10 protein-coding genes are annotated in these 13,754 nt (G+C 63.9%); 4 read left to right on the plus strand and 6 right to left on the minus strand.

The genetic code is table 11. From position 1 onward, the window contains the following. Positions 1 to 250: 250 nt before the first annotated feature. Complete coding sequence (gene glmS, locus HLAC_RS05335) at positions 251 to 2,098, minus strand: glutamine--fructose-6-phosphate transaminase (isomerizing) (RefSeq protein ID WP_015909821.1); 1,848 nt, start codon at positions 2,096 to 2,098, stop codon at positions 251 to 253. A 2-nt stretch (positions 2,099 to 2,100) separates the two neighbouring features. Further along, on the minus strand, positions 2,101 to 3,276 hold the full coding sequence (locus tag HLAC_RS05340; RefSeq protein ID WP_015909822.1) for a sugar phosphate nucleotidyltransferase: 1,176 nt from the start codon (positions 3,274 to 3,276) through the stop codon (positions 2,101 to 2,103). 117 nt (positions 3,277 to 3,393) lie between these two features. Between HLAC_RS05340 and HLAC_RS05345 the strand changes: the two genes are divergently transcribed. Both HLAC_RS05345 and HLAC_RS05350 read left to right on the plus strand, forming a co-directional pair. Further along, complete coding sequence (locus HLAC_RS05345) at positions 3,394 to 3,669, plus strand: hypothetical protein (protein WP_015909823.1); 276 nt, start codon at positions 3,394 to 3,396, stop codon at positions 3,667 to 3,669. Further along, the gene (locus HLAC_RS05350) at positions 3,666 to 4,109 is read left to right on the plus strand and encodes a type II toxin-antitoxin system VapC family toxin (RefSeq protein WP_015909824.1); all 444 of its coding nucleotides are present in this window, start codon (positions 3,666 to 3,668) and stop codon (positions 4,107 to 4,109) included. Before HLAC_RS05345 ends, HLAC_RS05350 begins: the two co-directional genes overlap by 4 nt. Before the next feature lie 24 nt (positions 4,110 to 4,133). On the opposite strand, the gene glmU is transcribed toward HLAC_RS05350, so the two are convergent. Beyond that, positions 4,134 to 5,342 (minus strand): bifunctional sugar-1-phosphate nucleotidylyltransferase/acetyltransferase, encoded by a 1,209-nt coding sequence (gene glmU, locus HLAC_RS05355; protein WP_015909825.1) that lies wholly within the window; start codon positions 5,340 to 5,342, stop codon positions 4,134 to 4,136. Positions 5,343 to 5,368: 26 nt separating this feature from the next. Continuing rightward, entirely contained in the window at positions 5,369 to 6,697 is a 1,329-nt protein-coding gene (gene glmM, locus HLAC_RS05360; protein ID WP_015909826.1) for a phosphoglucosamine mutase, read from the minus strand. Between the two features lie 340 nt (positions 6,698 to 7,037). Here glmM and HLAC_RS05365 point away from each other — a divergent pair, with 340 nt between their 5' ends. Both HLAC_RS05365 and HLAC_RS05370 read left to right on the plus strand, forming a co-directional pair. Then, positions 7,038 to 8,237 carry an orc1/cdc6 family replication initiation protein gene (locus tag HLAC_RS05365; RefSeq protein ID WP_015909827.1) on the plus strand — a complete coding sequence of 400 codons (1,200 nt, stop codon included), beginning with the start codon at positions 7,038 to 7,040 and terminating at the stop codon, positions 8,235 to 8,237. 977 nt (positions 8,238 to 9,214) lie between these two features. Next, complete coding sequence (locus tag HLAC_RS05370; protein WP_015909828.1) at positions 9,215 to 10,519, plus strand: RNA-guided endonuclease InsQ/TnpB family protein; 1,305 nt, start codon at positions 9,215 to 9,217, stop codon at positions 10,517 to 10,519. A 940-nt stretch (positions 10,520 to 11,459) separates the two neighbouring features. Here the strand turns inward: HLAC_RS05370 and HLAC_RS05375 are convergent. Both HLAC_RS05375 and HLAC_RS05380 read right to left on the minus strand, forming a co-directional pair. Next, on the minus strand, positions 11,460 to 12,236 hold the full coding sequence (locus HLAC_RS05375; RefSeq protein ID WP_015909829.1) for an IclR family transcriptional regulator: 777 nt from the start codon (positions 12,234 to 12,236) through the stop codon (positions 11,460 to 11,462). 71 nt (positions 12,237 to 12,307) lie between these two features. Beyond that, positions 12,308 to 13,726: an MmgE/PrpD family protein gene (locus HLAC_RS05380; RefSeq protein ID WP_015909830.1), complete on the minus strand. Its 1,419-nt coding sequence runs from the start codon at positions 13,724 to 13,726 to the stop codon at positions 12,308 to 12,310. Positions 13,727 to 13,754: the final 28 nt, after the last annotated feature.

Raw genomic sequence — 13,754 nt, forward strand, 5'->3', positions numbered from 1 at the left:
ATGAGGGGTGTCGATGCCTCAGAGAGGACCCTCTAGCTGAATAAGAACAGACGAAATGAGGGGTGTGATTCAAGCGAGAAGGACCCACCACGGACTCCAGCGACGAGAACAGACGAAACGAGGGGTGTCCGGACTCCACGAGCCGACCGTCAAAACTCCACGAGCCGACCGTCAAAACTCCACGAGCCGACCGTCAAACGCTGTCGAGCTATCGCACTCTCGAGCCTGACCGAAACCCCGACAAACCGCGTTACTCCACCGTCACGCTCTTCGCCAGATTTCGCGGCTTGTCGATCGCTCGGCCCTTGTCGTTCGCCACGTGATACGCGAACAGCTGGAGGTACACGTTCGCCACCAAGGGCTCGACGACGCCCACGTCGGGCACCTCGAACGACACGTCCAGCGTGTCGTACTCGTCGCCCGCAGACACACACCCCAACGCAGGCGCGCCCCGCGTCTGCGCCTCGGTGACGTTGTTCATCGTCTCGTCGGCCCGCGCACCATCTGTCAACACCGCCAACACGGGCGTCTCGGGCGTCACCAGCGCCAACGGGCCGTGTTTGAGCTCGCCTGCCGCGAACCCCTCGGCGTGGTCGTAGGAGATCTCCTTGAGCTTCAACGCGCCCTCTAAGGCCACGGGCACCCCCAACGCGCGCCCGACGAAGAAGAACGCCTCGCCGTCGCCGTACTCGCGGGCCGCCTCCCGCACCTGCTCCTCTTCGTCGAGCACCTGTTGGACCGCGCCCGGGAGCCCGCGCAGGTCCTCCAACACCGATCGCGCGTCGGCGGCCCCGAGCGCGCCGCGGTCCCGCCCCACAGCCACCGCGAGCATGGCGAGCGTCGCCACCTGCGAGGCGAACGTCTTCGTCGCCGCCACGCCGATCTCCGGGCCGGCGCGGATGAACGCCGTCCCGTCGACTTCCCGCGTGACGGTGCTCCCCAAGGTGTTCGTCACCGCGAACGTCCGCGCGCCCGCGGCGTTCGCGCGTCGCACCGCCCCGAGCGTGTCGGCCGTCTCCCCGCTCTGAGTCACGGCGACCACCAGCGTCCGATCGGGCGTCCGCCCCGCACCGAACTCGTACTCGCTGGCGATCTCGACGGTCGCGCGCACCCCGGCGAGGTCCTCGAACAACCGCGCGGCGTACCGGCCCGCGTAGTAGGAGGTCCCGCAGGCGACGATCCGGATCTCCTCCAGATCCGCGAGAAAGCCCGGCGGGAAGGAGACGTCGAGATCGACGTCCCCAGCGTCCACGTCCAGCCGCCCGGCGAGCGTCTGACGCAGCGACTCGGGCTGTTCGTGGATCTCCTTGCGCATGTAGTGGTCGTACCCCCCTTTCTCCGCGGCGTCGGCCTCCCACGTCACGGTCTCGACCTCGCGCTCGACCGGCTCCCCGCGAGCAACGATCTCGACGCCGTCGGGCGACAGCGCCGCCACGTCGCCGTCCTCCAAGTACGTCACGTCGCGGGTGTGCTCCAAGAACGCCGTCACGTCGCTGGCGACGAACGACGCGTTCTCGCCGCGGCCCAACACTAACGGGCTCCCGCGTCGGGCGACGATGATCCGGTCGTTGCCCTCGCGGACCGCGCAGATCGCGTAGCTCCCCTCCAGTCGGTCCTCGACGCGTCGGACCGCGGCCAGCAGATCGGCGTCGGGGTCGGCCGCGAGCTCCTCCTCGATCAGGTGCGGGATGACCTCCGTGTCCGTATCGCTCGTGAACTCGTGGTCGGACAGCTCCGCTTTGAGCGCCTCGTAGTTCTCGACGATCCCGTTGTGGACGACCGCCACGTCGCCCGCGCAGTCGGTGTGCGGGTGGGCGTTCGCGTCCGTCGGCGGCCCGTGCGTGCTCCACCGCGTGTGGCCGACGCCGTGGGTCGCGTCCGGCACGTCCGGGACGGTGAGCCCGTCGACCTCACCCGACCGCTTCGCCACCGTGAGTCCGCTCGACGCGCCCACGAGCGCGACGCCCGCCGAGTCGTACCCGCGGTACTCCAGGTTGCGGAGTCCCTCGTGGACGATCGCGCCCACGCTGTCGACCGCGCCGCCGTCAGTCTGCCCGCCGCTGTCCAGCTCGCCGACGTAGCCGATGATCCCACACATGGTTACCCCCTCCGGACGACCGCGCCAGATTCAACGCGCCCGTCGATCACGACGCCGGCGTCGGCCCGCACGTCGTCGCCGACGACCGCACCGTCCGTGAGCGTCGCGCCGCCGCCGACGGTCGTGTTGTCGCCGACCACGCCGCCGAGTGCCACGTCGTGGTGGACCGCATCGCCCACGACGACGGTCGCAGGACCCCCGGCGATCGTCGCGTTCGCCCCGATTCGGGCGTTCCCGGCGACGATCGCGTCGCGGACGACGGCTCCGGCACCGATCACGGCGTCGGGGAAGATCACCGCGTTCTCGACGACCGCTCCCGCCTCGATCGTCGCGTTGCTCCCGATCGCGGTGCTCCCGCCGACCGTGACGTTCGGTCCGATTCGGACGTTGCCCGCGAGCGCCACGTCGTCGGCGACGGTCACCGACGCGCCGAAGGCGGCGTCGGTAGGCTCCGTCTGTTCGGACTCACCGATCAGCGCGGCGTTGACACCCAGCAGGTCCCAAAGGTTCGATACGTCGAGCCAGCGGCCATCGTACCCGACCGCGGTCAGGTCGCCCGCCGACGCGAGCTCGTTGAGCGTCGCCGTGATCGCCAGTTCGCCCGTCGTGTGCGTCTCGCGGATCGCGTCGAACACGGCCGGCGAGAAGGCGTAGACGCCGGCGTTGATCCGGTTCGTCTCAACCGGCCCCTCGGGCTTCTCGTCGATCCCCGTCACCCGGTCACCATCGAGTGTTACCACGCCGTACTCGCGCGGGCGTTCCGCGGTCGTGACCGCCATCGCCGGGTGGTCGCCGTCGCGCGCGAGATCACGGACCCGCGAGACGACCGCGGCGTCGACGATCCGGTCGCCGTTGAGCACGACGAAGGGGCCGTCGACGACGGGCTCGGCCTGCAAGACGGCGTGACCGGTTCCCAGTTGGGTCGACTGCTCGACGTACTCGATCGTCACGCCCCAGTCGTCGCCGTCGCCGAAGTGGTTCCGGATGCGCTCCTGTCTGTACCCGACGACGAGGGCGATCCGATTGATCCCGGCCGCGGCGACGGCCTCAACGACGTGTTCGAGCAGCGGACGGTTCGCCACGGGGACCATCGGCTTCGGCCGCCGGTTCGTCAGCGGTTCTAACCGCCGTCCCTCGCCCGCGGCGAGGACCACCGCAGTCACGGGAGTGTCGCTCATGACGCAACCGTCGCCCGCCCGCGGTTTAAATCGCTCGCGGTCGGCTGTCCGAGTGCACCGTGACCGCTGTCACAGACGGTGTATAGATTAATTGGGTTGTAGACGCAACTGGTTTGTATGTCGACAGCGGTGAAAATGGACGAAGATGCGAAATCAAAACTCGAGGAGCTTCAGGCAGAGATCAAACTGAAGACGGGGAAGAAGGTCACACAACAAGAAATCCTCACGCAGCTGATCGAATCAGCTGTCGAGTCCCGGGCAGAATTCGTCGACTCGTTTCGCGATGGGAGCACGAGTCTGAGTGAGACGGAGGTTCAAGCGTTCAACGAGGGGATGATCGCGTCCGGCGTGGAGACGGACGAAGATGACATCGACGACATTCTGTACGGATGAGTGTTTTCGTCGACACCGGAGTGTTCTACGCGCATCACGATACGGATGCCAGTCGCCACGAGGCCGGGGCAGCGGCGCTGAACGCCGTTCTCAGATCGGCTGAGTACGGTCACGTAATGACGAGCGACTACATCTACGACGAGTCGGTGACGCTGACACACAGGCGAACGAGGGACATCGACGCCGGGCTCGAGATCGGACGGCGAATTCGGGGAGAGGGGTATCCGTCGGCTATCGAACTCCTCCACTCGTCCGAGACGCTCTTCGATCGTGCCGTGACGATACAGGAGACGTACGCCAAACATCAGCTGAGTTTCACCGACGCGATGACCGTCGCTCACGTCGAACACCACGATATCGACTGTGTGTTGAGTTTCGACGACGATTTCGACGGTGTCGTTACGCGTCTTGTGCCCGAGACGCTCTTTTCGAGAGACTGATCGTCGCGCTGACGATACTCCGAACTACTCCGACACTCGATCGCGAGTCAGAACCTCTCCGGGACCGGTCGTCTCCGCTGCACCCAGTTTGACGCCGGCGTTCAGCGACGTGTTGATCCCCGTCTTCGCGCCGTCGCCGACGATCGCCCCGAGCTTCCGGCGGCCGGTGTCGACGCGGTCGCCTTTAACGGTCATCCGGACGTTCCCGTCGTCGTGTCGGAGGTTCGCGACGTTCGTCCCGGCGCCGAAGTTCACGCCGCGACCCAGCACGGAGTCACCGACGTACGAGAGGTGCCCGACCGACGCGTCGGCCATGAGTACCGAGTTCTTCACCTCGACGCCGTGTCCGACGTGCACGTCCGGACCGACCACCGTCGACCCGCGAACGTACGCGTTCGGCCCGACTTCCGCGCCCTCGCGAATCAGCGCCGGCCCCTCGACATACGCTCCAGACCGGACCAGCGCTCCTTCCTCAATGACGATCGGGCCGTGGAGGTGGACGCCTTCCTCGACGGTCCCAGCGTTCTCGACGGCATCCGTGAACTCGGTGAGCGCTAGTTCGTTGGCTTTCAGCAGCTCCCAGGGACGACCGACGTCGAGCCACGTCCCCTCGTAGGGCGCCACGTCGATAGGATGGCCGTCGTCGAGGAGGAGCTCGATCGTCGTCGTGATCTCGTACTCGCCGCGTTCGCTCTCGGGGGTTCTATCGATATACTCGAAGACCTCGGGCGGAAACGCGTAACAGCCGACGTTCGCGAGATTCGTCGGCGGGTCGTCGGGCTTCTCGACGATCCCGGCGAGCGAGCCGTCCTCAGTCGTCGAAAGCACACCGTATGCCCGAGGATCGACGACCTCCGTGGCCGCGACTGCCGTCCCGTCGGCGTCGGCAAGGGAGCGGGGGAGCGATGCATCCACGACCACGTCGCCGTTGAGCACGAGGAAGTCCTCGTCGACGACGGGCTCGGCCTGCGCGACGGCGTGAGCGGTCCCCAACGCCTCCGCCTGCTCGACGTAGTGGACCGGATAGCCTCGATACGACTCGCCGATCGCGTCGCGGATCGCGTCGCCGCGGTATCCGACTACGACGACGAACTCGTCGACGACACCGGCCACGGTGTCGAACACCCGTTCGAGCAGCGACCGATCGCCGACCGGAAGAAGTGGCTTCGGACGACGGTCCGTTAGCGGTCGCATGCGGGTCCCGCGGCCGGCCGCGAGCACGACTCCGTACATGTCCGAGGCCGACGGGGTGACGGGGTTTATCGGCTGCGGTCGGCGGCGGCGCGATCGATGAGGTCTCGCGCCGTTTCGAAGAGATCGTCTGCATCGTCCGCGTTCCGCGCCTCGGCGGTGATCCGCACTAGCGGCTCGGTGCCGCTCGCGCGCACGAGGAACCAGCCCGCGTCCGTCTCCACGCGAATCCCGTCGAGCGTCGAGACGGTTTCGAACCGCTCGTGGGCGAGTTCGGCGACGTGTTCGACCACCGCCTCCTTCGCGTCCGTCCGCACCGAATCCCGCCGAATCGGGTACGCGGGAAGCCCGTCGACCATCGCCGACAGCGATCCCTCCGCGCCGACCAGCGCGGCCAGCGTGCAGGCGGCGAGGGGGCCGTCGGGACAGCGCGTCTGCTCGGGCCAGATCCATGCGCCGCTCGGTTCGCCGCCGAACACGACGCCGGGGTTCGCGGTCTCAGCGGCGACGTACGCGTCGCCGACCGGGGTGTACGTCACGTCCGCACCGACCTCGGCGAGCGTGTCCGCGACGAGGAGGCTCGTGTCCACCGGGACCGCCACGCGATCGCCCGCGTCGGCTTCGCGTCGACCGAACAGCGCGAGCAGCGCGTCGCCGGAGACGAACTGGCCGCGCTCGTCGATCGCCATCATCCGATCGGCGTCGCCGTCGTGAACGATCCCGAGGTCCGCGTCGGTGGCCTCGACGACCACGCAGGCCGTCTGGCAGTTCTCGGCCGTGGGCTCGCTCGGCCGTCCCGGGAACCGCCCGTCTCGCTGGGCGTTGAGCGTCTCCACGTCACAGCCGGTCGCGTGGAGCGCGTCGGCGGTGACTCGTCCCACGCCGTTGCCGAGGTCGACGACAACCGAGAGGTCGTCCGGGATCGCGACGGACTCCCGGAGCGCTCGCTCGTGGCGCTCGCGTGCGCCGTCTACGTGGCGGTGCTCGCCGAGTTCGTCCCACGCGCCGAGGTTGAACGCCGCTTCCTCGACGATCTCGGCGATTCTGTCGTTTTCGTCTTCGTCGAATGCCCGCCCGTCGGCCGCCCAGAGCTTGATCCCGTTGTCGGGCGCGGGGTTGTGTGAGGCGGTGACGACGACGCCGGCGTCGGCCCCTTCCCGGACGACGCTCCGCGCGACGGTCGGTGTCGGCTGGACGCCCACGTCGATCACGTCGCCGCCGCACTCGGTGACGCCGGCCGAGAGGGCGCGACTCAGCGTGCGTCCGCTCTCGCGAGCGTCCCGTCCGAGGACGACGGTGTCGGCGCCGTCGGTCACCAATGCACGTCCAATGTCGAGCGCGAGGTCGGCCGTGATCGTCTCTCCAACGCGACCTCGGACACCGCTCGTTCCGAACATACCTCGGCTTCAGCGGCGGGAGAAAAGACATTTCGGGTGGTGAACGAGAATCTCGCAAGCACCGCGGGCAGAACCGTGAGTGATAGAAGCGCCCAGTGGATCGACGTGAGGGAGAGTACGTTTCGTCTGTCTGTGGTAGTAGCGGTTGGACGGAACTGATGAAGTAAGACTGTCCTCCGATGGCACACCGCCTGCCGTCTCGGAGAGAGTACGTTTCGTCTGTCTTCTCGAAATTCCCGCGGATGGGACGGAGATCCAGTTGTTTTCGAGCCTCCGAATAGACAGACGAGACAAACAAAAGCAGGTTTTAAGTACTTATGTCGGTTCATCGCACGTACGCATGGCCGGGCCATTCAGTGATATCGAGCGTTCGATTTTTGTCTCGAAGGAAGTTCTCTCCGAAGATCATCAGCCTGATCAGATTCTCGAACGCGACGAGGAGATCGATCAATACCGCCACGCGCTTCAAGATGTTCTCTTCGGTCGCACCCCACAGAACGTCATGCTGTACGGGAAGGCCGGGCTCGGCAAAACCGCTGTCACGACGTATATGATGGAGGCGCTTCAAGACGAGGTCACGAAGCGACCGGACGCCGACGACGTACACGTACACGAATTGAACTGTAACGGAAAGTCTCTCTACACTGTCGTTCGCACTCTGGTCAACGGACTGTTACCCGAGCATGCAAGCGAGTTCCCGAAACGTGGTCTTGGAACGGCTGACGCCTTCGAGGAACTCTACACTCAACTTGACCGAATCGGCGGAACTCACCTCGTCGTCTTCGACGAGATTGATCACTTGGACGATGTCGACACCCTCCTGTATGAACTCCCGCGAGCGCGATCGATCGGTCACATCACGAACTCGAAGGTCGGAGTCATCGGAATCAGTAACAACTACACGTTTCGGCAGTCGCTCTCGCCGAAGGTGAAAGACACGCTGATGGAGACAGAGATATCGTTCAGCCCGTACGATGCGAGCGAGCTCCGTACAATTCTCGCGGACCGTGCCGATCGGGCGTTCGTAGAAGGTACCTGTGACGACTCGGCCATCGCGAGGGCGGCGGCGATCGCGGCCAAGGATCGCGGAAACGCGCGCCAAGCGATAGATCTCCTCCGTGTCGGCGGCGAAGTCGCCACACGGGGTGACGACGAACGGGTCGACGACTCACACATCGTCAAAGCCCAAGAACTCGTGCAGCGGGGACGATTGCGGAACCGCATTCGAGATCAGACACAGCACGCACAGCTCCTGCTCGAAACCGCGGCGTACATCGAACAACAAGGGGAGTCACCGGCACGGTCGAGAACGATCAAGGACCGATACGAGGCGGTCGCCGAATCACACGCTGTGGATCCACTTACGACCCTTAAGAGCATCCAGAACCATCTCTCTGACCTCCACATGCTCGGGTTTCTGCAGCGGAGAGACCGAAATCACGGCGAAGGCGGCGGTCGGTACTACGAGTACCAACTCGACCTCGATCCGCAGATCGTCGTCGAAATCCGACAGGAGGCCGAAGCCAAACCCTCCCCATAAGACGCCACAAAGACAGACGAAATGTACTCTCTCACTCCTCGATGACACACGGTGCAGAAAGGAGCGGGACACACCACTGTTGCGAGTGAAGCGCGGTCACGCGACACCCCGATCGATTCGATCTGTCGGATTCGATGATATCGCTCATCGATCTGATCTCACGAATGGTTTCGATATCGGGTGACGGAGCCCCCTGACGGAGCGCCCGGTCGATTGACGCGGGAGAGTACGTTTCGTCTGTCTGCCGAACGCACGCACCGTCGGGACGGATATTCAGTCGTTCGTCCAGCAGCGACAGGAACGGGGGTCACAGAGATACGAGGAGGAAGCCCACGGCTTTAGCCGTGGGAGGAATCCGACAATTCATTCCACAGACCACGAGCGGTGACATCCTCCCCGTCGTAAACGACGGGGCTTCCCCCGCACGAGGAATCCCGGCCTGTCGCCGAGTAGGTTTCAGGACCCTCTCCCGAGGTCGGTGGGACGGGTTTCGTCCCTCGCTCGGGAGCGTCCTGTGGCGCTGTCACGGGCGCTCCCATCCGCAAGCGAGTCATCGACGCCCGGTTTCTCAGGGGGGCTCTCTCCCAAGCGGTCATGCCTCACGGCACGGTCGGTTCGGTCACACTTCCCCGACCCGTAGGCCGGGTTCCCGTGCTGACGAACGACGCGAACCCCGCAGTCGGTTGCAGAACCGACCCGTGGGAACCGACGCCCCGAAATATTCGGGACGCTGGTTTCAGCGCGTCTCGTACTCCCGCGCAAGTGCCGAGAGTCGACGTAACCCTTGCTAACGTGTACGAAACGGCGTGTACTAAGCGTTTGGGTTTCGATAAGCAATCGTCGGCGGTTGCTCAGTACCATGTCGGATTCACGCCCGTCGTGAACGGCGGGATTCTCTCCTTGCATCAAGATAGCCATCCGACTCCCCTACGCCAGCCACAGTATTTATAAAAATTAATACTATATGTGAAACACAGATGGAGGGCGTAATTCGCACCGCTAAAGTTAAACTTGACGTACCCAGCGAGCGGTGCGACGATCTCCATCAGACGAAAAATCAGTTCCTCCACTGTGCGAACATCACTTCAGAGTGGGCGTGGAAACACCCGAACGACTACTGCGTAACCTCCAAACAGAAAGCCGAGAACGCTCTCTACGACCAACTTCGTAACGAGACGGAGTTGACCGCGAATCTCGTTCAGAAAGGGATCCGGCGTGCTATTGAGGCCACAAAAAGTGGTGTTGCCCGTCTCAAAAAACAGGAGAGAACGAGTCAACCGCACTTCGACGCGTGGAGCGTCGTCTACGACAAGCGAAGTGCGACGTTCCACCGTGACCACGTTTCGCTCTCAACTGTGAACGGTCGCGTTGAGTGTGACTACGTGATTCCCGACGATCCCGAGGAAACACCGATCGGTGAGTACCTGTTGAACGAGGACTACGAGTTCCGTATGTCCACGTTGCAGTACGACCGCTCCACAGAGTCGTTCTATCTCCACGCAAAAATGCGCCGAACCGAACGTGACGAGAAAGAGCAGTCTACGACTACTTTTGATGACGCCAAGCACAGAACAGTCCTTGGCGTTGACCTGAACGTGGACGGCTCGCTCGCCGTGACTTCGACAGGCGTGTTCATCGGGAATGCCGACGAAATGAATCATCGACGCCGAGAGTTCGAGAAGACCCGCGGGTCGATGCACCAGACGGGCACGCGGTCGGCACACCTGTCGATTCAGTCGATGAACGACCGCGAACACCGGTGGATGCAGGACGAGCTGCACCGAGCCTCGAACCGGATTCTGGAAGAAGCCCACGAACACGACTGCACGCATATCGCGTTCGAGAATCTGACGGACATTCGCAAGCGGATGGCGGGTGCGAAGCGATTCCATGCGTGGGCGTTTCGACGCCTGTACCAGTACGTCGAATACAAAGCTGAGATGATCGGGATCGAGGTCGAGCAGGTGAGTCCGGCGTACACGTCTCAACGGTGTTCGTCATGTGGGTTTACGCACGAAACTAATCGACAGTCGAAGCACCAGTTTGTCTGTCAGAAGTGCGAGTACGAACTGAACGCCGACTATAACGCGAGCAAGAATATCGGTCACAAACTTCTCAAACGCCTCCGCTCGGGGCAGAAGTCTTCGAGCGGAGGCGCACCCTGTCAGTGTGCGCTGAAGTCAGGGACATTGAACCTGAATGGTGATTTCTACGCCTCCGTCGAGTCGACGGCAGAAGGGGAGTCTACTGACAAGCCCACGACTTCAGTCGTGGGTAACTGACTCGTCGATCCGCGGAAGAACCGTCGTTTCAAGAACGCGCGTGAGATCTATCTCCGGCGATCGGCTCGGCGGACGATCCAGACGTGACAGAGAACCAGCGGCGACAGTCGTCGGCGATCGTGTGCCTGTCTATGGGGAGTCCGTTTCATATTTAGTAAATAGAATGTGTTAGCTATACCAAAATAAATTTGATAATTCGTGATCTCATGTTAACCTCAACACTCTCACGACGTGACCTCGACCGTCGACGAGCTTCACGCAGGAGCCGGGTTTTCCAAGAGAGTGCACCTTCGGAACGTTCGTCGATATCGACAACGAACCCGCTGGCGACGATCACAGGTACCCTCGCTAGGTCAAGAAGTATTTAGACGAATATGCAATTATACTCCATTTATAAATGTATATATACATTTAAATAGCAAGTTATTGGTATCAGCTCGATGAAAACGGACGGTACGTGCTGGTTATCTCTCGTTCGAATCGCCGTTTGATCGACTGCAACGCGATCCGATCCTCGTCGCGGACCGATCGTCGCTGACCAATCGTCGCGGACCGACCGTCGCTGACCGATCGTCGCTCGATCTCTTGAACGCGATGATGAACAGCAGAGTGTCTCTGATCGACACCAGAATTACCAGATATAGAAGATATATTTAAATATGATATGATCGTGAGATAGCGACGAACATCGTCTCCCACGACTGTCGGCGACGACCCGAATCACCGAAACGGATCGGTGGCGGTTGCTCATTAGCATTACAGTCGTACTGATGTAATTAGTGTCTTAGAACTGTACACCACCCCGACGCGGAAGATGGAGAGAGTGACCGTGAGAAGACGCCGTGCGAAACGATGAGGACAGAGGCGCTCGGCGGTGCCCACGCGATCGAGAATGAACGCTCGTTCGGCAGCGCAAAACGCTACGAAACGCCACGAAACGCTACGAGTACGTCGCGCGAATCCCGATGATCCGGGCGGACTGCGCGACCATCTCGGGGACCTCCTCATGGTACCACGTTCCGTTCATCCGGGTGGTCGGCCCCGAGACGCTGATCGCGCCGAGGACGTGCCCGTCATCCGCCGACAGGATAGGCGCGCCGACCGCTCGCATCCCGACGGTTCGCTCCTCGTCGTTGAACGCGTACCCTCGCTCGGCGATCTCGTCGAGTTCGGTCCGCAGCGCCTCGGCGTCCGTAAGCGTCTGGGGCGTCTGATCGTCGAACGCCACGCGGTCAAGCAGCGCGTCGAGTCGGTCGTCGGAAAGGTGCGCGAGGTACGCCTTGCCGACCGAGGTCGCGTGGAGGTCGACGACGGTTCCGATGTGCGAGTCGGTTCGCACCGCCTGATCCGCCAGCGACTGGTAGACGTAGATCCCGACGCCTCCTTCCTCGACCATCACCTGCGCACGCTCGCCGACCGCCTCGACCAGGCTGTCCGTCTCGGGCTTGACAACGTGATACAGGTCGTGACGCTGGCGCGCGCGATCTCCCAGTCCGAGGAACTGCAGCCCGAGTCGGTACTCGTCGCCGTCCTGAACGACGTACCCCAGCTCCCGGAGCGTCTGGAGGTGGTTGTGGACCGTGCTCTTCGAGATCGACAGCGACTCCGCCAGCTCCGAGACGCCGCACCCCTCCCGCTCACCGAGCTGTTCGATGATACGGAACGATCGTTCTGTCGCTCCGACCGATGCCGTGTTCGGTGTGTCGTCGCGTGCCATACTCGACGGAACGCATGGCCGGGTGAAGTATCTGTCGCGTCCGTTCAGTCCAACAGAACGTCTGTTCCGTATTACGGTCGGAGCGTGTCGACCGTCGACCGGACCGGGCGCTCCGCGACCGCGTCGAGGGCGTCGAGCGCCTCGTCGACTCGGGCGTTATGTTCCCGCCCCCCGCCGAGCCCGTGCGCCAGGAGCGCACGGTTCCGAGCGCGATACTCCGCGTCGGGAATGGGGTCGCGGTAGTCTCCCCGGGGGTAGTCGCGCGCACCGGTCAGAGTCGTCCCGTCGCGCAGTTCGACGACGACACTCGCTCCCCACGACTCGGGGAACGCCGCCTCGTACCCGTCGTCTTCGCGGAGTTCGACGCGTGCGGCCACGGACTGAACCGTCTCGTCGGCCAGCGCCTCGGCCGTGAAGTGGTCGAGGTCGACGCTCCCCCGACAGAGGTACGTCGCCAGCACGTACGGTGCGGAGAACTTCCCGGCGGTCATCGTCTCGGGCTCGGCGTGAGACATGTCGGTCGCGTTGGCGAACGTCCTGACCGTGATCGCCTCCACGTCGGCCGGGTCGATCGCCTGCCTGTCGCCCGATCGCTCGCTGCCGTCTCCCGCCCGCCCGTCGATCGCCTCGCGGAGCGCGTCGAGCGGCGGGTGGGTGTACCGGCAGGACGGGTACGGTTTGAAGTAGTGTTCCGCGATCGCCCACTCCTCGCCGAGCGTCTCGAACTGGCTGGCGAATCCGTCCGGCAGCAGCTCCTCGAAGGGGTCGTACACCTCCTCGATCGCCGCGCGCGAGCCCTCCAGTCCCGCGAGCGCGGTCAGCGCTGCGGTCACGCCGGCCTGCGCCGAGAAGCCAGCGGTGAAGTTCCGCGCGGGCGCGCCCTCCGCGTACGGGTCGTGCATCGAGACCACCGCGAGGTTCGCAGCGATCCGGAACGTCTCCGTGAGCTCCTCGGGGGTCGCGTCCAGACAGAGGGCGCTCGTCACGGCCGGCCCCACGGTCGTCCACGTCGAGTGCGGGTTCCGAACGAGCCACGGGATCGCGTCGTTCATCCGGTCTTTCATCGCGAAGATCGCCCGTTCCAGCCGGACACAGATATCGTAGGCCCGAGTACACGCGTCGACGAACGCCTCGCCGTCGACGTTGTTCGCCTCCGCGGCGGCGAGCCCGCCGGCGACGATCCCGGCACCGACGTGGCCCCCCGTGTTGTGCCCCTCCTCGATCTCCTGTGCGATGGCGGCCGCTGCGTTGGTCATGGCGGCCTGCGGTGGCGCGACTCGTCGATCAGTCCCGAGTATTGACGCCTTGCCGTCGACGAACGCACCGTCTCTCGCGACGCCGGCGACCCCGGGTGCCGCCGATCCGGCGACGGCGGCCGCCAGTACGTCCGCGACCACTGCCCGTCCGTGCTTGCGGGCCACGTCGTCGACGGGCGACGCGAGAAACTCGGCGACCGCTCGCTCCCACTGTCGTGTGTGTCGTATTGCCATACCCGGGAGACGCGCGTCGCGGGCAAAA

It is taken from the genome of Halorubrum lacusprofundi ATCC 49239, from assembly GCF_000022205.1.
Classification (GTDB): domain Archaea; phylum Halobacteriota; class Halobacteria; order Halobacteriales; family Haloferacaceae; genus Halorubrum; species Halorubrum lacusprofundi.